The 18543-nt window shown below is 56.4% G+C and carries 17 protein-coding genes and 1 tRNA gene; 9 read left to right on the plus strand and 9 right to left on the minus strand.

Translation table 11 applies throughout. The features are described from left to right. Window positions 1-15: 15 nt before the first annotated feature. The 5 genes from RBB62_RS08780 to RBB62_RS08800 all read left to right on the plus strand — a co-directional run bounded on the left by RBB62_RS08780 (window position 16) and on the right by RBB62_RS08800 (window position 5441). Window positions 16-1227, plus strand: a complete 1212-nt coding sequence (locus tag RBB62_RS08780; protein ID WP_309398374.1) for a carbohydrate porin — start codon at window positions 16-18, stop codon at window positions 1225-1227. Window positions 1228-1233: 6 nt separating this feature from the next. Continuing rightward, on the plus strand, window positions 1234-2196 hold the full coding sequence (locus tag RBB62_RS08785) for a metal ABC transporter solute-binding protein, Zn/Mn family (protein WP_309398375.1): 963 nt from the start codon (window positions 1234-1236) through the stop codon (window positions 2194-2196). Window positions 2197-2231: 35 nt separating this feature from the next. Beyond that, a complete protein-coding gene (locus tag RBB62_RS08790; protein ID WP_309398376.1) occupies window positions 2232-3059 on the plus strand; it encodes a metal ABC transporter ATP-binding protein in 828 nt (275 codons plus the stop codon). 145 nt (window positions 3060-3204) lie between these two features. Beyond that, a complete protein-coding gene (locus RBB62_RS08795; protein WP_343219082.1) occupies window positions 3205-4497 on the plus strand; it encodes a metal ABC transporter permease in 1293 nt (430 codons plus the stop codon). Continuing rightward, window positions 4494-5441: a metal ABC transporter permease gene (locus RBB62_RS08800; protein ID WP_309398378.1), complete on the plus strand. Its 948-nt coding sequence runs from the start codon at window positions 4494-4496 to the stop codon at window positions 5439-5441. The genes RBB62_RS08795 and RBB62_RS08800 overlap by 4 nt, the downstream gene beginning before the upstream one ends. A gap of 108 nt (window positions 5442-5549) precedes the next feature. On the opposite strand, the gene RBB62_RS08805 is transcribed toward RBB62_RS08800, so the two are convergent. The 6 genes from RBB62_RS08805 to RBB62_RS08830 form a co-directional block, all read right to left on the minus strand. Next, on the minus strand, window positions 5550-7445 hold the full coding sequence (locus RBB62_RS08805) for a tetratricopeptide repeat protein (protein WP_309398379.1): 1896 nt from the start codon (window positions 7443-7445) through the stop codon (window positions 5550-5552). Then, window positions 7438-8403 (minus strand): vWA domain-containing protein, encoded by a 966-nt coding sequence (locus RBB62_RS08810; RefSeq protein WP_309398380.1) that lies wholly within the window; start codon window positions 8401-8403, stop codon window positions 7438-7440. Before RBB62_RS08810 ends, RBB62_RS08805 begins: the two co-directional genes overlap by 8 nt. Before the next feature lie 65 nt (window positions 8404-8468). Further along, window positions 8469-9545, minus strand: coding sequence for a vWA domain-containing protein (locus tag RBB62_RS08815; RefSeq protein WP_309398381.1), 1077 nt, complete (start codon window positions 9543-9545; stop codon window positions 8469-8471). After that, entirely contained in the window at window positions 9542-10099 is a 558-nt protein-coding gene (locus RBB62_RS08820; RefSeq protein WP_309398382.1) for a hypothetical protein, read from the minus strand. The genes RBB62_RS08815 and RBB62_RS08820 overlap by 4 nt, the downstream gene beginning before the upstream one ends. Further along, window positions 10099-10980 carry a DUF58 domain-containing protein gene (locus RBB62_RS08825; protein ID WP_309398383.1) on the minus strand — a complete coding sequence of 294 codons (882 nt, stop codon included), beginning with the start codon at window positions 10978-10980 and terminating at the stop codon, window positions 10099-10101. The genes RBB62_RS08820 and RBB62_RS08825 overlap by 1 nt, the downstream gene beginning before the upstream one ends. A 21-nt stretch (window positions 10981-11001) precedes the next feature. Next, on the minus strand, window positions 11002-12000 hold the full coding sequence (locus RBB62_RS08830; protein ID WP_309398385.1) for an AAA family ATPase: 999 nt from the start codon (window positions 11998-12000) through the stop codon (window positions 11002-11004). Between the two features lie 198 nt (window positions 12001-12198). On the opposite strand from RBB62_RS08830, the gene RBB62_RS08835 reads away from it, so the two are divergent. Together RBB62_RS08835 and RBB62_RS08840 are read left to right on the plus strand one after the other, a co-directional pair. Beyond that, window positions 12199-13257 carry a CNNM domain-containing protein gene (locus RBB62_RS08835; RefSeq protein WP_309398386.1) on the plus strand — a complete coding sequence of 353 codons (1059 nt, stop codon included), beginning with the start codon at window positions 12199-12201 and terminating at the stop codon, window positions 13255-13257. A gap of 331 nt (window positions 13258-13588) precedes the next feature. Then, on the plus strand, window positions 13589-13882 hold the full coding sequence (locus RBB62_RS08840; RefSeq protein ID WP_309398387.1) for a hypothetical protein: 294 nt from the start codon (window positions 13589-13591) through the stop codon (window positions 13880-13882). A 266-nt stretch (window positions 13883-14148) separates the two neighbouring features. Here RBB62_RS08840 and recN read toward each other — a convergent pair whose 3' ends face one another. Further along, window positions 14149-15819: a DNA repair protein RecN gene (gene recN / locus RBB62_RS08845; protein ID WP_309398388.1), complete on the minus strand. Its 1671-nt coding sequence runs from the start codon at window positions 15817-15819 to the stop codon at window positions 14149-14151. Between the two features lie 551 nt (window positions 15820-16370). On the opposite strand from recN, the gene RBB62_RS08850 reads away from it, so the two are divergent. Next, window positions 16371-16447: transfer RNA gene (locus tag RBB62_RS08850), tRNA-Val, on the plus strand. Between the two features lie 21 nt (window positions 16448-16468). Continuing rightward, complete coding sequence (gene rpmH / locus RBB62_RS08855; protein ID WP_309398389.1) at window positions 16469-16630, plus strand: 50S ribosomal protein L34; 162 nt, start codon at window positions 16469-16471, stop codon at window positions 16628-16630. Window positions 16631-16725: 95 nt separating this feature from the next. On the opposite strand, the gene RBB62_RS08860 is transcribed toward rpmH, so the two are convergent. Both RBB62_RS08860 and RBB62_RS08865 read right to left on the minus strand, forming a co-directional pair. Then, complete coding sequence (locus RBB62_RS08860) at window positions 16726-17523, minus strand: RDD family protein (protein ID WP_309398390.1); 798 nt, start codon at window positions 17521-17523, stop codon at window positions 16726-16728. Further along, complete coding sequence (locus RBB62_RS08865; protein WP_309398391.1) at window positions 17520-18542, minus strand: stage II sporulation protein M; 1023 nt, start codon at window positions 18540-18542, stop codon at window positions 17520-17522. The genes RBB62_RS08860 and RBB62_RS08865 overlap by 4 nt, the downstream gene beginning before the upstream one ends. Window position 18543 lies beyond the last annotated feature (1 nt).

The following is an 18543-nucleotide window of genomic DNA, read 5'->3' on the forward strand; positions in this document are numbered from 1 at the left end:
CCGGCAGATCCAACCATGGAAACGCCCCCAATAGATGGCCAAAGTGACGAGATTCGTACGGCGAGCCCCCTACTTGAGGACTCATTCCTGGAAAGCGAAGGAGTGAGTGGCGATTGGTTTGGCGTTCGAAACGATCTGAACGAGATAGGCATCCAGCCCTATGCTGAATTCACAGGACAATTTCTTGCCAATGCCAACGGTGGCGGGGCTACAGGCTCCAGTTGGCAAGGGCTGCTCGACTTTGGCTTGGAGGTCGACTTGGAAAGCCTCGCTGGTTGGGAAGGCGGCGTATTTTTCGCCAATGCCTTTTATTTTCATGGCAACGACATTAGTGGGTATTACGTGGGCGATTTTAACGCGGTCAGCAACATCTACACAGACACCGACTTCAATGTCTTCAACATCTTCCTGCAGCAGTCCTTCGCCGATGAGCTCTTCACCATCAAGCTGGGTCAAATAGCTGCGGACGATGACTTCATGGTGTCGGACACTGCCTTGCTGTTCATCAACTCCGCCTATGGCCCCCTTCCCGTCGAGTCAGGCAACATTACCGCGCCGATTTACCCGCTAGCGGCACCTGGTGCCCTTGTTCAGATCGAGCCGATCAAAAACTTTCATTTCCAAACGGCGGTTTATGCTGGTGACGCTGGTCCCAACCAATCCAACGTTCATGGCTTTGACTGGCGCACCGGCGGCAGTGCCGGCATGGCATGGTTTGCTGAAGCCGCATTAGACTTTGAACTGCTGGGCAACGGCGTGTTCAAACTTGGCGGCTACTACGCGACTACGCAATTTGCAGACTTCAACACCGGTGCCACGGAGTCAGGCCTCGGCGCGGTTTACGCGATAATTGACCACCAGATCATGGATCCGTCCGTCGATGCCTTTGGCCTGTCGGTCTTCTGTCGTGGCGGTGTTACCCCAGATGACAATCTGGCCACTGTGGGTGCCTACGTCGATGGCGGCATATCGCTCCATAGCATCTGCTTCGATGACGACGCCCTTGGCCTCGCCTGTTCGCACACCATCTTTGGCGACGACTACCTCAATGCGACCCGCGCCAGTGGAACTAGCGTCACCAGCACCGAAACCGTCATCGAGGCAACCTACGCCGTGGCTGTTGCCGGATGGCTCTCCATCCAACCCGATTTACAATACGTGATCAACCCGCACTACAGCGACCGCGACGCCTTAGTCGTCGGCGCCAGGTGCGCGGTCGCCTTTTAACCAACTATGAAAAAAACACTCCTCTACTTCAGCGCTCTATGCGCCGCATTTTTCTCCCAAACGGCCACAGCCGCTCCCAAGAGCTATCCATATAAAGTCGTCACCACGGTGGGCATGATTACTGACATCGTGCACAACGTGGCTGGTGATAAGGCCGTCGTCGATGGGCTCATTGGCGAAGGCATCGACCCCCACCTTTACAAACCAACGCGCAAAGACCTGATCGCGCTAAAGGGAGCAGACATCATCTTTTACAACGGCCTCATGCTCGAAGGAAAAATGACGGATGTGCTCGTCAAACTCGCCTCCCGCAAGCCGATCTTTGCCGTAACCGAAGGTATTGAAGAACAAGAAGGCTATGTGCTCTCCGACGAGTCCCAGCATTACGATCCCCATGTGTGGATGGACGTCCAGGGCTGGATCGCCGCCACCGCAGTAGTCGCAGAAAGCTTGTCCGAATACGACCCGAAGAACGCCGCATATTATGAGAAAAACGCCGCGGCCTACATTCAGCAGCTCCGGAAACTCGACGCCTACGCCAGCGAAGTGCTCGCAACGATTCCCGAGCAGCAACGCTACCTCGTCACGGCCCACGATGCGTTTAACTACCTCGGGCGCGCCTATGGCATTGAGGTCAAGGGCATCCAAGGCCTCAGCACGGAGTCCGAAGCCGGCGTGCGCGACATCGAGCTACTCGTTGATTTCCTCGTCGCGAACCAAATACCCGCCGTATTCGTAGAAACCTCGGTGAGTGATAAAAACGTCCGCGCGCTCATCGAAGGCGCGGAGGCAAAAGGCCATAAGCTCGAGATCGGCGGTTCACTTTTCTCCGATGCAATGGGCACAACCGGGACCTACGAAGGTACTTACATCGGCATGATCGACCACAACGCCACAACGATCGCCAACGCCCTCGGCGGCCAAGCCCCCGCCCAAGGCCTAAACGGCAAACTCACCCCCAGCGACTAAGCGGCGCAAAACATGCTTAGAAAGGAGGACTCACCATGCCAGACCTAGCCTATCACAACAAGCCGAGTGCCACGCCCCCCCTACGGGAGGACGATCATTCGCCGCGGGCACCGTTGTCGATCCACGACCTCACCGTCGCCTACCACCGCAAGCCTGTCTTGTGGGACATCGACCTCGACATTCCCGAAGGTAAGCTGGTCGGCATCATTGGCCCCAACGGCGCCGGCAAGAGCACGCTGATCAAGGCCTGCCTTGACCTCGTCCCCAAGGCCAGCGGGCTAGTGCAAGTTTATGGCCAGCCCTACAAGCGCCAGCGCAGTGTGGTGGGCTATGTGCCGCAACGCGAAAGCGTTGACTGGGACTTTCCCGTCAGCGCGTTGGATGTTGTGACGATGGGCCTCTACCGCGACATCGGCTGGTTCAAAGTCGTCCGCAGAAAGCACAAAGACATCGCCCGTGCTGCGCTAGACCGAGTCGGCATCAGCCACTTGGCGGAACGGCAAATAAGCCAACTCTCGGGTGGGCAGCAGCAACGCGTATTCCTCGCGCGCGCCCTTGCGCAAGACGCTTCGCTCTACTTCATGGACGAGCCCTTCGCCGCAGTTGACGCTGCGACCGAACGCGCAATCGTCACCTTGCTCAAGGATCTGCAAAGCCAGGGCAAGACCACACTCGTGGTTCACCATGACTTGGCCACCGTCACCCAGTATTTCGACTACGTCATTCTGCTCAACATGCGCGTCGTAGCCGCCGGCCCCACCGAAGAAGTCTTCACGGCGGAAAACCTACACCGCACCTACGGCGGCAAGCTGACCCTGCTTGCCGAGGCCGGCCACGCGCTGAGCCAGATTAAACGCGGATGATCTTATCCCCACCTGATCGGACAAGTTAAATGAAAAGTGCTCTCTAGCTATGGTCTCCGGTCTCCACAACACCGGCTTAGACTGGCCTTCAATAGAGGCCCTGCTGAACGTGCTGTTATTGGAAAACAGTACGACGGCAAAAGTCGTGATTAGCACCACAGTCCTTGGCCTTGCCTCTGGTTTGGTCGGCTGCTTCCTGCTGCTACGAAAACGCTCTTTGATGGGCGATGCGCTCTCCCACGCCTGCCTCCCGGGCATTGGACTAGCCTTCATTGTCATGACGCAGTTCATGGGACTGGAAGGGAAAAACCTGAGCGGGCTGTTGCTAGGAGCAACCATCACGGGGATAATCGGCGTAGTGCTGGTGATGATGATTCGCAACACCTCGCGGATTAAGGATGACGCTGCGATGGGCATTGTGCTGAGCGTCTTTTTTGGACTTGGGACAGTTGTTTTGACGCTTGTACAGCAAAGCCCGGGCTATAGCGCCGCTGGCCTTGAATCATTCATTTACGGCAAAACCGCATCGATCACCCAACAAGATGCAGACATGATTCAGGCAGTGGCTGCAGTGGTCTTCCTCTGCTCAGTTTTACTCTTCAAAGAATTTAAATTACTCTGCTTTGATGAAGGGTTTTCCCGTAGCCAAGGTTGGCCAGTCAACGGCTTGGACGTCATTCTTCTGGCGCTGGTCACGCTGGTCACGGTTGTCGGACTGCAAGCGGTGGGGCTCATTCTGATCATCGCATTCTTGATCACACCGGCAGCAGCTGCCCGTTTTTGGACGAATGACTTAACGGTCATGGTGATCCTCTCAGCGATAATCGGCAGCATCAGCGGCTGGCTCGGAGCAACCCTCAGCGCCCTGCTCCCACGTTTGCCTGCGGGTGCGGTGATCGTCCTCGTCGCCGCGATGATTTTTATGTTTAGTATGTTTTTTGGCAGCGCCCGCGGCGTGGTTCGCCGTTGGCTGTCGATGTATAAGCTCAAGCGCAAAATTGGTCGCCAACACCTGCTACGCGCCGTTTTCGAAATACAGGAAGCGCTCTGCCTTGAGCAGAGCAAAGATCCCGCAAACGTAGCCGTCCCGTTCAAGACGCTGCTCAATCACCGTAGTTGGACACCCAAGCGCGTGCGCCAACTACTCCGTCAGGCAGACCACGAAGACCACATCGACCTGATCGACGGCGACAACGTGCGCTTGTCTGAATCCGGCTTTGGCGAGGCCGCGCGCATCACCCGCAACCACCGCCTGTGGGAAATATTTCTGATCACTCATGCCGACATTGCAGCGAGCCACGTGGACCGCGATGCGGACTCCGTCGAGCACGTACTGAGTCCGGACATGGTGCGCGAGCTCGAAGAAAAACTCGACATGCTAGGTATCCCCGAGAGCCCACACTACATTGCGCAAGCAGCGAGAGGAGGCCCCGCATGAACTGGATTGTCGATGACACCTGGATAGTTATCATTGGCGCGCTGACCGCTATTGCCTGCGCCCTACCCGGCTGTTTCCTCGTCCTACGAGGCATGAGCATGATGGGAGACGCCATCAGCCATGCTGTGCTACCAGGACTCGCCATAGCATTCCTCGTCACCGGGACACGGGCCAGCTTTACAATGTTCATCGGGGCAGCCGTAGTGGGTGTGCTCACCGCCGTGTTTACCCAGTGGATAACGAATCTGGGAAAAGTCGACCGCGGCGCATCGATGGGTATTGTTTTCACGACGCTCTTTGCGCTGGGCTTGCTGCTAATCGTGCAAGCTGCTGACTACGTGGACCTCGATCCTGGTTGCGTCCTCTACGGCAATATCGAATGGACTACGTTCGATGTATCCTTTGAATTCAACTGGGGCAGCACCCTGGTTTTCGTGCCGCGCGCGGCAATTATTTTGGGCAGCGTCGCTTTGCTAAATCTGTGCATTACCGTGTTCTTCTTCAAGGAGCTAAAAATCAGCGCCTTCGATCCAGAACTCGCGACTACGCAAGGTATCAATGCCCAACTAATGCACTACCTATTAATGACCCAAGTCGCGATTACAACGGTAGCTGCGTTTGAGGTCGTGGGCAGCATCATCGTGATCGCGATGCTCGTCACCCCTGCGGCAACCGCTCACTTATTAACAGATCGTCTGCACTGGATGCTGGTAATCAGCGCAATCATCGGTGCCAGCGCAGCAGGCATCGGTCACGTGCTAGCCATTGTCGTCCCTCCGCTCATCGGTTTTGAAAGCACCACGACATCCGGGATGATGGCAGTAACAACCGGTCTGCTCTTCATCGTGGCCTGGCTTTTTGCGCCGAACTACGGGTGGCTATCGCGCATTTTATCGCGCAAGGACGTCGAAAACCCGTTCAGTGGACCATTGCCAACGGATTAATGTAAGCGAAGGTTCTGAAGCATACAGCTAGCAAGAGATCGCCTTTGCCCTTGGCGTGAGCCAGTCTGCGATCAGCAAAGAACTGCGACGCAACGCCGGACTGCGTGGCTACCAGTCCTTCACCACCCGCTTCATCGCCTTGGTATCGAAGTTGCCAAACTCTTCGCTGCCCTGCTGATCCTCAGCAAACTGGACCATTTCTTTGTATTCCATAGCGACTTCCTGTGCGTTCTCTGCATTCAGTTGCTGGGGCGCATTAGGATCGCCGGGCTGCTGCACTTGCTGCTGTTGTTGCTGAGTTGCTAATTGCTGGGCGCGCGCGTTGCGCTGCGAGAGCAAATCCTGACGCGCAGCCGCCATCTTTTGCACCAACGCCGCTTGCTGCTGCTCGTCCTCACTGAGAGCCAGGGCTGAGTCAAAATTCTTGATCGCCATCTCCTGGCGCGCGATGGCTTGGTCGTCCTTACCAGCATCTTGGAGCCGCTCAGCGATAGCTAACTGCAAATCCGCAGCCTGCTCCAATACATCGGCAATGTGAGCGTTGGTCTGCTCCAACTTTTGCTGAGCAGACTCATTACTGGGGTCAAGTTGTGTGGACTTCTCTAAATCTGTTTTCGCTTTCAACAAACGATCCGCCGCGTGCTGAGCGCTCGATGCCTGGTAGTTCTCATATTTCTCAATTTCGTTCTCCAGACCTTTCAGCTTATTTTCCGGCGCGGTTTCAAGCTGCTCACGCATTTGCTCCAAACGCGGCTGACGATCCTCGATATTCTGCAGCGCCTGCTGTGCAACCTGTAAATTTGCGTCAGCCTTAGCCTCATGTTTCTCGGACATTTTTTGCTCCAGCTTCCACTTCTCGGCAAAGGCTTCCTGATTGTCGGGATTGAGGCTAAGCGCCTGCTCATAGTCTTCTAACGCCCGCTCAGCCTGGAGATCCGCGTGATATTGTTGACGGCTCATTTCCCGCGCCAAATCTTTGTTTTCCTTGCCCAACTCACTACGCTTTGTTTCGTCCTCTTCGTTTTTCAACTGCGCTTGAATGACTTGCCGACGCTCCTGCATCTGTGCAATGGAGTCATCCAAAGCTTCACTGTTTTCTCGCCATTTGTCGGCGATATCCTTCATCAAATCAGAAGCCTTCTTCCGCGCCTCTTCCAGTGCGTTAGCGGCCTCTTGATCATCCGGGCTGATAGAAGCCGCATCCTCAAAGTTGGCCACCGCTTCGCTGATTTCATTTTGTGCCCGGTTCAGCTCACGTCCCTCTTCGCTCGTCAAGCGATCCTCGGCAGTAGGCTCTTTAACTTTTTTAAGTGTCTTCTCAGCGGACGACAAATTTTTCTCACCGGAATTCATCAGGTAATCTGTCATCTTCTGGCGTGTGTCGTTGACGAGTTTTTGAATTGCCTCGTCATCCGGCCTGATCGACAAGGCTTCCTCGTAGTCCGTCAACGCCGATCGATACAACACCAGGTCTCGCTCACCTTTGACCCATTTGCTTTCGGATTTCTCGATCTTTGAATTGCCCTGCTGCACGAGGTGCGCGACGAGTTTCTTCGAAACGAAATCAAAATTCTGAACCGCTACATCGTAGTCATCGTCCCGCTCAACCGCAGCTTGGAGCGAGTGCTGCGCGCGTCGTAGTTGAATCGTCGCATCCTCTTGGCGCCCCTCCTCTTGTATTACTTCACTGATGCGGTAACTCGCGTTGCCGATCTGTGCCATCGCCTTCGTCACCAGATCTTGATCGGAAGCCATGCGCACCTTTTCCCAAAGCACCACTGCCTCTTCAAAATCACCGGCCGCATAATGGGTCAGCGCCAGATTGTAGAGTAGGTAGGGATCACCCGGCGTCTCTTCCAATCGCTTCTCAATGAGCGGTTGAGCTTCCGAAAATTTGCCTGCTTCAATCAGTTGCTCAACGGGATCTATTTTCGCCAAGGACCACATCGGCGACACAAAGACCAACGAGGCAAGGAGGACGCTTTTGCAGGTAGAATTATTCATCAATCAAAATTGCGCGCGGCGTGTGCCGCAGGTTCTTCTCGGGGATAACGGTCTGTAAAAGCAATATGACGATACCAATAAACAACGGAATGGGGAAAAATTCAACATAGCCTTTCATGGTCGTGGCATCGGCTTCATCACCGAGCGGCTTCAGCGATTCGTAGTAGAGATTTGTCAATGCATCACCGTCTTCGTCCAGCTCGATGAACTTCCCCCGACCGGCCTCAGCCACCCGCCGCAAGAGCGAGCGATCCATGCGCGAAACCACCTCAGAACCATAGGCGTCTCGCTGATAATAAATCCGGTCGCCACGACGATAAAGCTCGATCTTGGCACCTTCCAATGTGCCCACGGCAACCGTGTGCACCGTGATGTCATCCTCGCTTGCCATCCGCCGCGCAAAGCCAACGGCATCGCCCTCCAACTCTTCGCCGTCGGAGATCACAATGACTGCCTTTTGCTTTAAATCCATCGGAGCCATCGCTTCGGATACGCGCTCCAAACCGCTTTGCAAACTCGTGCCACCCGGGTAGGTATTCGAAGCGCTCACATGATCGAGCACGAGGTTGTAGGCGGCAAAGTCAAACGTGAGTGGCGCGCGCAAGTAGCCTTTACCCGCAAAGACCACCAAGCCGACGCGGTCTCCCTTCGACACATCGAGCAGCTTTTTGATTGCACGCTTGGCGGCCTCCAGGCGATTGCTTTCCATGTCGGTCGCTAGCATGCTCTTCGAACCATCAAGCACGATAAAGTAGTCCATGCCAATGCGCTTAATTTCCTGATCTTCGGGCTCCAGGACTGGACGCGCCATCGCAATGACGATGAACAATAAACCGGTCAGAAAAAACAACGCCTTCAACCGGCTGCGCGCATAGACTGAACTGAGATTCTCCACTCGTTCAATGGCCGGGCCCAGGAACAAGCGCAGTCGTTTTTTAGCGCGCCAGTTCGACCACATAAAAACCGCAACAAGGCCAAGGATCCCAATCAAGCCGCCCCCCAAAATCTCAGGGTAAACGAACCTCATGGCAGCCTCCTTTTCAAAGTCTGCCAAAGCAGAAAATTCAAGGTAAGACTGCCCAACCCAACCCACGCAAACCAGTGGAATACTTCATCGAAATTCTGAAAACGCTTTTGCTCAATGACCGTTTTCTCCATCTGATCAATCTGCTGGTAAATCGACATCAGCGTCGCGGTGTTTGTCGCTTGGAAAAACTCGCCACCGGTTTCTTTGGCAATGGCATACATCACGTCACGTTCTAAATCGCGTGGACGTACCGTGCCCGGATTAATGCGAATGGTATGCACGCGAATGTCATGCTTTTTGGCAATCATGGCCGCCTCCATCGGCGACATACCCGTGTTGCTGATACCATCAGAAACAAGAATCAATACCTTCTGCCGTTTGTCCGGACCACGCGAACCTTCGACATCGATATGCTCTTGTATATTCAGTAAATCATACCAGTTTGCCTTTGCTTCCGGCGCACCATTGGCCTTGTCAGCAGCACGCTTTTGCTCATCGGCCAAGAGGTATTTTACGGACATATGGATACCTTCGCCAACCGCCGTTCCACCCTCGGTCTTAATCGACCGCAGAGCATTTTCGATCCAGTCATAATCGAGCGTCAGGGGACTCGTGAGATACGGATACTTGGCAAACCCAACGATACCAAAACGGTCATGCTTACGTCCTTTCAGAAACTCACCGATTACTGTGCTCAGCGCCGTCAAGCGAGAGACTTCTTGTCCGTCAACAATGTAGTCCTCCGCATCCATTGAGGCGGAAAAATCCAGCACCAGCATCACGTCGATGCCCTTCTCCGAATCTGGAATCTCTCCTTGTGGAATACGTGGACGCGCCAAGGCTGCAACCAACATCGCTAACCCAATAACTCGCAACAAACGTAAGAAAAAACCGCGACTCACACGGTTCTCTTTCGCAAGGCCGGTGAGTATCTTCGTCGACGAAAAGGTGATCGATCCAGCTGGCCCATGCTTAGACGCAAAATAGATGGCGACTGGAATCAAGAACCACAACAACAAGACCCACGGATAGGCAAAGGATAGCTCGGAAAAGCGTAACCAGAAGTCGCTCACTTCGCAGCCCCCTTCTTTGGCTTCACTTCAACTGCCTTGATGAAATTTTCCACCCAATCGAGGAACGCCGTTCCAGTGGAGATCGGCACCGTGCGGTGCGCAAACTTGGCGGCATCGGAAGTTTCTAAAAACTCCTGCGTTTTATCGCGGGTAAGTTGTTCAAAATCTTCATTTCCAGCAACTGCCCGTAGGAATTCACCGGTAGTCTGAGAAGTCACGCGGACCTTGTAATGCCCCTCTAAATAGCGACGAAAAATCTTCGACAATCGATCGATAAACTCACGCATTGCCATACCCTCCATGCTGGCGCGAAGCTCAGCCAATTCTTCCCGCGCATTCTTCGCCGGGTCGGGCGGAGCTGGCACCGTCATCTTGGCATACTTGGCTTGAATTTTTCCGCGCATCAGCCAGAGCACAACGACCAAAACGAACGCTACAATCAGCGGCCCGACATACCACCAGATGCTGACTTCCACTGGTGGCGTGGCCGGCGTGAAGTCATCAATAAGGCCGACTGCTTCGACCACTTGAGCGTCTGTGGATTCGTCCGCCATCAGGCCAGTCTTCGCGCCGAGCGCTCGGTTAAAAATTGGCAGAGATCCACGAAATAAGGGCGGTCGGTATAAATGTCCAAAGCCGGCACCCCGCCGCTGCACAGCTTGTGGTGGAGGCTGCGGTAGCGCGCCATTGCTCGCTCCGTGTATGCCGCGCGCACTTTCTTCTTGTTGGTATTGATCTCCACAAAATCACCGGTTTCAGGGTCCTGCAAAGTGACCCAGCCCACACGCGGCAACTCAAAATCACGCTGGTCGACCAAGTTCAGCGCCATCATCTCATGACGCTGGTTAGCGGACTTCATGGCGCGCTCGAAACCTTCATCCATGAAATCCGAAATCACAACAACCACCGCTGGGCGCGCCGAAACGCGCTCCAAGAATTTGATCGCTTCGGAGATATTCGTGCCGGTATTACGCGGCTCGTGAAACAACGCGCCCTTGATCATGTGGAGCACGTGATCCTCGCCTTTGGCAGGGGGTATCCACGCCTCTACTTCGCTCGTAAACAGCGCCATGCCCACACGGTCGTTCGAACGAATTGCACTGAACCCAAAGACGCCACAGAGCTCCGCTGCCAGTTCGTTTTTCGACTGCTCAGCGGACGTGAAAACGCCGGACGAGCTCAAGTCGCACAAGATGATAAACGTCAGCTCGCGCTCCTCGATGAAACGCTTCACGTAGGGTTCGCGCATGCGCGCGGTCACGTTCCAGTCGATGCGGCGCACGTCGTCACCCGGCTGGTAGGGCCGCACGTCTTCGAAGTCGATCCCGCGCCCGGTGAAGATCGAATGCGCCTGGCCCTGCAATAGTTGCTCGGACAGCAGACGTGTCTTCACTTCGACGGCGCGAACTCGCTTCAACCATTGCTTGGCGCTCATAATACAGCGATCTGCGTTGGCTTAGGGAACAGTTACGGTCTCCAGCACACGTGTTAAAATATCCTCGCGGGTTATCTCATCGGCCGCTGCTTCGTAGGTGGTGTTGATACGGTGGCGCATCACGTCGAGCGCCATTTCTTTAACATCGTCCGGAGTCACGTAGCCACGACCGGAAAGGAAGGCCTTGGCGCGCGCGGCGAGCGTCAGGTTAATCGTCGCACGCGGTGAGGCACCGTATTTAATGTAAGGCACGAGGCTTTCATCGACACGGGCCGGATCACGCGTGGTCATGACCAAGCTCACGATGTAGCGTCGCACGGATTCATCTACGTAAATCTTATCTACGATATCCTGCATCGCCAAAATATTTTCGGGCGACAGCACCGGCTCGATTGGAATCTTGGGGCGAGTCTGAGCCATGATGTCGAGAATCTGCAGTTCCTCTTCCTCCTCCGGATAATCAACAACCACCTTCAACATGAAGCGGTCCATCTGCGCCTCCGGCAGCGGATAAGTCCCCTCCTGATCGACCGGATTCTGCGTCGCTAAAACGAGGAAAGGCTCGGGCAGTGGATAGATCGTGTCGCCAATCGTCACCTGGTGTTCCTGCATCGCTTCGAGCAACGCAGACTGCACTTTGGCGGGTGCGCGGTTAATTTCGTCAGCAAGGATCAAGTTGCCAAACAGTGGGCCCTTGTGGGTCGTGTAAACATTATCCTTCGGGTTGTAAATCAGAGTGCCGATCAAGTCTGCCGGCAAGAGATCGGGTGTAAACTGGATGCGCGAGAAGTCGGAGTTCACCGCGAGCGCCAACGCGTTAATCGTCGATGTCTTGGCCAGCCCCGGTAGGCCTTCAAGCAACACGTGGCCGTTCGCGAGCAGCCCGACCAGCAGACGGTCGATCAGGTATTGTTGGCCAACAATGCGCTTGGCGAGTTGCTCGTAGAGGGCGGGTAGCCACTGGTTGGCATTTTGCACCTCTTCGGTGATTTGCGAGATATAGTCTTCGGTCTCAGTCACTGTGGTGATTGGGTTGGGGGATCGATCGGTGACGGCAAAAGTAGTGCGTTACCAAACAAATTAGAAGCGTTTTCTTCGAATATAAGTTTCTGCCAAAAATATCATTGAAAAAGCTGCAAAAGCTTCAGGCGCGACACGTCGATCAAGAGCCGGTTTTTGTTGTGAGTTGCACAAGGGTATGCTCCACTGTCGCAAAACATGGCCCTCCTCATCATCTATGTGCTTATCGCGCTGGGATTTTCATTCCTATGCTCGCTCCTGGAATCCACTTTACTCACGGTGACACCGTCCAAGATCGAGTCCGCCAAAGCAGCCGGTCTGCCCTGGGGACCGCGCATGGAAAAACTCAAGGACGACATAGACCGCCCGCTCTCGGCCATCCTCACCCTCAACACCATTGCCCACACAATGGGCGCAGCCGGCGCAGGCGCCCAGTATGCCCGCATCTACGGAAACGCAGGCGAAGCCATTTTTGCCGGCGCACTGACCTTGGCGATCCTCATCGTCACCGAGATCATTCCGAAGACCCTGGGCGCTCGCTACGCTTTATTCTTTGCGCCCAGCGTTTCCTGGCTGCTGCCGTGGCTAATCCGCCTGCTCGGGCCACTCGTTTGGCTGTGCAAACAGATCACGCGCGTCATCACCCGCGGTGACGCCGAACACCCGCACACCAACCGCGAAGAGCTCCTCGCCATGGCCAACCTTGGGGAGGAAGAAGGCATCATCGCGCCGCAAGAGCGCACCGTATTTCAAAACCTGCTCCAGCTAAATGCGGTGCACGTAGAGAACATCATGACGCCACGCCCGGTTGTTTTCATGCTCCCGCAGAACACCACTGGCAGCGAATTCGTCGCCATCATTAAAGACAAGCCCTTCAGTCGTATCCCCATTTTCGGTCGCAACCGAGATGATGTAAATGGCTTCGTGGTCCGTGCCGAGGTGCTCTACCGCTGCGCCACCGAGGGAGAGGATTTCCACATTGAGGCGCTCAGTCGACCCATCCTTGTCACCCCCGAAAAGGAATCTGTCGCAGTGCTCTTTCGCCGACTTTCTGAGGAAAAAACCCACATCATGCTCGCGACTGATGAGTTTGGCTCCGCTACGGGCGTGGTGACTTTTGAAGACGTCATCGAAACCGTGCTGGGCATTGAAATAGTCGACGAGAACGATCGCCACCAAGACCTGCAAGCCGTTGCTCGCAGCCTATGGCGCACCCGTGCCGAGCGCATGGGCATCGCACTCGACGAGGCAGAGTAGCCCCGACCGGTAAAGAGCAGTCTCAGCTAAATTCGCACTGCGCTCCCAACAAGCTAGCCTGCTCCCATTCAATCGTCAAAAAATAGCACTTTTCGCCGTTTTTAACGCTGTCGCAGGCCTGTTTTAGGCAAAACAACTGCATCCACCTATCAGCAAACAACTTACGACACTTCCAGACGCATAACCCCATCGCAAAGTAATACTTTTATGCCATTTTCATGCCCCAAATAGACAAATCTATGGCATGTGGAGCAAACTTTGGACCATGAAATGGGCTTGGTGGACAGCGATTTTGCTTGCCAAATGGCTGTTTTCTAATTATTTGTAATACATGATAAATACCCCCAAGTCTGGCAAAGCGGCCATGCGGCGCACTTGGGATGAGCGCGAATTGCGCGAGTATCGTGCTCAGTTCCTGATCGGCGTTATTGGTCTCGGGCTAATGATCCTCATCGTCTTCGGCTTGGCCGTAGGTGTGATTCCGCAGCACGGTTTAGTCACCATGATTGCAGTGGCGTTGCTACTGATAAGCTTCCCGGTGACGACCATCTGCCTGCTCAATGCCCTCCGCAAAGGCCCCCGTCATCGCCCCTCGGTGATGGAAATGTTCGCCCACCACCACTAACCAGCCTCCGGCTGGACCGTTAGATTTGCCCATTGGGCAAATGGGTGGTGTGCTGTACTCGGTGGGTATATGCTGAATTTCCACTCCAGAGCGGCGGCTTGTCTGGCCAGCCATAAGCTTGGCTGAATGGTGGGCGTCGCCCGAGCTGACCACCTATATGAAACTGCGGATCGAGACGATTCGCGCCACCTCATGCAGTTAGACAAGCCATTTGCCCAATGGGCAAATCCGGATGCAAAGCATCCGCCGGTCCAGCCGGAGGCTGGCTATGGGTGCAGTGGCACGCTGCTGGACATGAGTTGGCGGGCGTGTTCGCGGGCGGAGGAGGAGTCGCGGTCGCCGAGCATGCGGGCCAGCTCGCTTTCGCGGAGGTCCTTATCGTCGTCGATGCGGCGGATGGAGACCGTGGTCGAATCGTCGTCCTGCCCCTTCTCCACCAGAAAATGCTGACGCGCGAGCGCGGCCACCTGCGGCAGGTGAGTCACGCAAAATACCTGGTGATCGCCGGCCAGCGCCGCGAGTTCGCGGCCGACCGCAGCGCCGATTTCCCCGCCGACATTCGCGTCGACTTCATCAAACACGAGCAGCGCGGTCGAGTCTGCCTTGGCCAGCACCGCCTTCAGGGCGAGCATCACGCGGGCGGTTTCCCCGCTGGAGGCAATCTTGTTGAGCGGCATCAACGGCTGCCCGGCATTGGGCGAAAACACAAACTGGCAATTGCTGTGCCCGTGGCGCGACAGCTTGTCCTCGGTGGCGACTTCGATCGCGAAATCCGCCTTTTTAAAGCCGAGCTTCGTCAGCAGCTCCTTGGCCTGCGCAGCGAGATCCTTCGCCCCCTTCAGGCGGTTGCGACGCAGCTCATCGGCCTGCTTGCGGAGCGCTTTTTCCAGCTCGCCCGCGCGGTGCTCCAGCTTGATCAGCTGGCCTTCCACGTTGGTTTGCGAGCCGATTTTCCGCTTCAAATCCTCGCGCTTGGCGCGCACAGCCTCGGTGGTGGGACCGTATTTCCGGCGAATTTGCAGCCAAGTCTGCATGCGCTGGTGAATGGCCTCCGCCTCGCTCGGGTCAAAATCGCCACCGCTGGCCAACGCGTCATATTCGTCCGCAAGGTCTTCGGCTTCAATGATTAGCGCATCCATGCGCCCAGCCAAAGCGTCGGCTGACGAGTCGATTTCCGCCAAATCTCGGGCGGCGCGGAGCACGTGAGAGGCCGCGCGGGCTGCCTCGCGGGCACCCTCCCCAGCCTGCTCGGACAAAGCGCTCAGCTCGCGGGCGTTGTCCAGGCGGTTAAAGTCACGCTCCAACTGCTCGATGGACTCGTCCGACGGGTCCACTTGGTCGATGGCGTTGATCTGGCCCTGCAAAAACTCCGCCTCCTCGGGCGAGAGCTGCTCGGCGCTGCGGAGGTTGTCCATCTCGCGCCACAGGCCACGCCAGGCGTCGTAGTCGGCCTGGTATTTTTCGAGTGATTTGCCGTTGCGGGCGAAAATATCGAGCAGCGACAGCTGGTTTTTCTCGTGAAAAAGCTTCTGCGGCTCGCCCGGGCCATGGAAATCGATCCAGATTTCGCCCAGTTGCTGGAGCGCGGTCACCGTCGCCAGCGCGCCATTGATCATCACCTTGCCGCCGCGTTTGCGGTGCAGGCTCCGCCGCAGAATCAGCGCGCCCTCCTCGCAAGCGGGCAGCTCCAGCTCTTCGAGCAGCGCCACGATATCGCGGTCTTCACCCACGTGGAGCGAGGCCTCGACGAGGACTTCGTCCGCACCCACGCGGATAATGGTCTTGTCCGCCCGGTTGCCCGCCAGCAGCGACAGCGCGCCCAGCAGGACGCTTTTGCCGGCGCCGGTCTCACCCGTCACCGCGGTAAAGCCAGGCTCGAAGTCGAGAGAGACTTCGTCCAGCAGGGCCAAATTACAAATGCGCAGAAATTGTAGCACGAGTCAGAAGGAAAAACGAAAATCGCCTCAGTGGAAAGATCAACGTTACCCCACCCCACAAAATTGCAACGTGCCGTTGCATCCATAGATTTTTGCAGAGCAAAAATGGCCGGCGTGCCGATCGAGGTAGGGCGCAGTCTCCATGCGACCAGCTCATGGCAGGCTAGACAAGCCGAGGCGGCGGAGTGGGAGGTAGCGGCCAGCGTCCCCGCTGGCCAAGCATGTTCAACGAAAAGGAATTGGTCCGCGCGAAGCCATATCCGCGAAAGACGACCTAACGATAATCATTTATTTGCGGCCTACATCATGGCCAGCGGGGACGCTGGCCGCTACCTCGGAGTGGTCGATTAGAACTCAGAGGCAGCGCAGCGGCTTGTCAGGCCTGCCATGAGCTAGTCGCATGAAGACTGCGCCCTCACCTTACATTCGCCCATTTGCCCACTGGGCAAATCCATGACTGCAGCGGCACGTTGCCCGGATGCTTCAAAAAAATTAAAATAATTCTTGCGCCGAGTGCCTGATCTGTCTTTTTTCCTCCTTTTCCCATTTATGGGGGTATAGCTCAGTTGGCTAGAGCGCATCGTTGACATCGATGAGGTCACTGGTTCGAGCCCAGTTACTCCCACCATTTTCAAACTTAGATTTCATCATGGATCCAACTTACCGTCCACACAAAGTTAAGCGCCTTCGCAAGTGCGGCTACCGCGCGCGCACGAAGACAAAAGGCGGTCGTAAAGTCATTGCTGCACGCCGCGCCAAGGGCCGCAAGCGCCTTGCCCTGATCAAGCACACGCGCCGCCTCTGCCGCTAAAGCGCAGGCTACAAGTCATTTTCTAAAAGACGACTCCTCGGGGTCGTCTTTTTTTGTGGGAAAATGGAGAGTTGCCTCAAACAAACGCGCCTTTCCTACGCTGCCGCCTCGGCTGCCGTCGCCTTCTTCTCCGCCTGCAAGTAGATACTTTCCACGCAGTTGCGGATCAGCTGCTCGTCGGAGATGCCGAAAATCGCGTCCTCGGGTAGCTTGACGCGGGCCTTGAACTCCTCCGCCAGTTCGGCAAACAACTTGACGCGCGAAGCGGGCTCCAATTTTTCGCGGCGGAGGAGCGCCTGAAAAGCCAGCATCGCCAACTCCGGCGCAATGCGCTGACGCAAGGTCGCCTCAACGTGCGGATGCACGCGCAGGGAGTTGAATTTGTTTTCGGGCAGGTTGGACAAGTCAGGCTGCCGCGGGAGTTTTTGCCGGACCACCACCGTGCCAGCAGCGAGGTCGCCCAGGCGCTGGTAGCGGCGATTGAAAATACTCACGCAGCCGCCCAGAAAATACAGGCCGGGCAGCATGTCGGCGAAGCGGAGGAGATTGCGCAGGACAATTTGGTCGGTGTGGAGCTTGAGCCCGTGCGCGTCGACCACGCGGATGCGGAACACGCGCTTGCCGACCGTTTGCCCGCGCCAAGCCCATTCCAAGACCCAAAAGTAGCAGATCGAGATTAGAAAATAGCCGATGAACGCGACCGCACCGGCCAGCTCGATGCTGAGAATGCTCAGGAACGCCAGTGCGATTGAAAACCCGACAATGATCGCAATGATCACCATCAAGTCGACCGAAAGCGCCAGCAAACGCACGGCCGGGCTGGCCAGCGTCATCGAAAAACGCACGCCTTCGGGTGTCTCGATCACGAGGGTGTTTTGACGCTGCTCGCTCATGCTGGCAGCCCTTCGTTTTCGCGGTCCACTTGGCGGCGGCGTCCGGCGAACATCAGGAACGCGATCAGCCCAACGAGCTCCAGTGAGCCAAAGATAATTTTCACCGAATACGGCAACACTGGCTCGTGATATTGCGAGAAAAACGCCTCCACCAGACCAGCCCAAACAAGCATCACCGCGATGCCGCCCATCAGCGTGAGCAAGTCGCCGCGCACCTCGCGCATCCGCGTCACGAGGCCCTTGTCGCCATCGCGGAACAGCAGCGCCTTGCCGAGCACGAGCCCCGCCTGCCCGGCGAGGATGATGGCCGGAATTTCGATGCTCCCATGCGGCAGCAGCCACCCGATGAGGAACTTTGTCTCACCGGCCAGCATGTAGTCCATGCCGACCGCGCCAAGGATAACGCCGTTGTAAAACAGGTTGATGATCGTGCCGATGCCGAACGTGATGCCCCACGCCAAGGTATACATCGAGACCTTGATGTTATGCGTCATGAGCATCGCGGAAAACGTCGTCTTGCCGTCGGACATGTTGGCGCCGCGGTTGGCCTCCTCTTCCGCCACGCGCTCGCTGGGCGAGCCCATGAGGTGGTCGAACCCGATGATCGTCGGCTTGGCCTCCACGTCGAGCATCAGCGCCATCGCGCCAAACAACGAGCCCAAGAGAAACGCCGCCAGCGCCAGCTTGAGCGCACCAAAATGGCGGCGGACCGTCTGCGGAAAAGTCAGCATGAGCCAGTTGGCCATCGTCCGGAGGACGGGCAGGCGCTGCGTCTCCTGCACCTCGCTGTAGCCACGGGCCAGCAGCGACTCCAGGTAGGCGCGCGTGGCGGGGTCGGCAGCGGCGGTATTGATCTGGTTGAGATCGGCCGCCACGCGCTCCAGCAGGTAGTGAAAGCGCTGGGCCTCGTCGAGCCCCAGTCGGAGCTTGGGGTTGTTTTCCAACCGCGTCAGCGTGCGCTCGCACTCGTCCCACTCGGCTCGGCGGGCGCTGATGAATCGCTTGAGGTCGATGATCATG

Source organism: Cerasicoccus maritimus, from assembly GCA_031296935.1.
Taxonomy (GTDB): Bacteria; Verrucomicrobiota; Verrucomicrobiia; order Opitutales; family Cerasicoccaceae; genus Cerasicoccus; species Cerasicoccus maritimus.

What these genes read in the sequence shown, in the direction of transcription:
- RBB62_RS08780 (WP_309398374.1), top strand. Translation starts at nt 16, where the DNA reads ATGGAAACGCCCCCAATAGATGGCCAAAGTGACGAGATTCGTACGGCG.
- RBB62_RS08785 (WP_309398375.1), top strand. Translation starts at nt 1,234, where the DNA reads ATGAAAAAAACACTCCTCTACTTCAGCGCTCTATGCGCCGCATTTTTC.
- RBB62_RS08790 (WP_309398376.1), top strand. Translation starts at nt 2,232, where the DNA reads ATGCCAGACCTAGCCTATCACAACAAGCCGAGTGCCACGCCCCCCCTA.
- RBB62_RS08800 (WP_309398378.1), top strand. Translation starts at nt 4,494, where the DNA reads ATGAACTGGATTGTCGATGACACCTGGATAGTTATCATTGGCGCGCTG.
- RBB62_RS08805 (WP_309398379.1), bottom strand. Translation starts at nt 7,445, where the DNA reads ATGAATAATTCTACCTGCAAAAGCGTCCTCCTTGCCTCGTTGGTCTTT.
- RBB62_RS08810 (WP_309398380.1), bottom strand. Translation starts at nt 8,403, where the DNA reads ATGTGGTCGAACTGGCGCGCTAAAAAACGACTGCGCTTGTTCCTGGGC.
- RBB62_RS08820 (WP_309398382.1), bottom strand. Translation starts at nt 10,099, where the DNA reads ATGGCGGACGAATCCACAGACGCTCAAGTGGTCGAAGCAGTCGGCCTT.
- RBB62_RS08825 (WP_309398383.1), bottom strand. Translation starts at nt 10,980, where the DNA reads ATGAGCGCCAAGCAATGGTTGAAGCGAGTTCGCGCCGTCGAAGTGAAG.
- RBB62_RS08835 (WP_309398386.1), top strand. Translation starts at nt 12,199, where the DNA reads ATGGCCCTCCTCATCATCTATGTGCTTATCGCGCTGGGATTTTCATTC.
- RBB62_RS08840 (WP_309398387.1), top strand. Translation starts at nt 13,589, where the DNA reads ATGATAAATACCCCCAAGTCTGGCAAAGCGGCCATGCGGCGCACTTGG.
- rpmH (WP_309398389.1), top strand. Translation starts at nt 16,469, where the DNA reads ATGGATCCAACTTACCGTCCACACAAAGTTAAGCGCCTTCGCAAGTGC.
- RBB62_RS08860 (WP_309398390.1), bottom strand. Translation starts at nt 17,523, where the DNA reads ATGAGCGAGCAGCGTCAAAACACCCTCGTGATCGAGACACCCGAAGGC.
- RBB62_RS08865 (WP_309398391.1), bottom strand. Translation starts at nt 18,542, where the DNA reads ATGATCATCGACCTCAAGCGATTCATCAGCGCCCGCCGAGCCGAGTGG.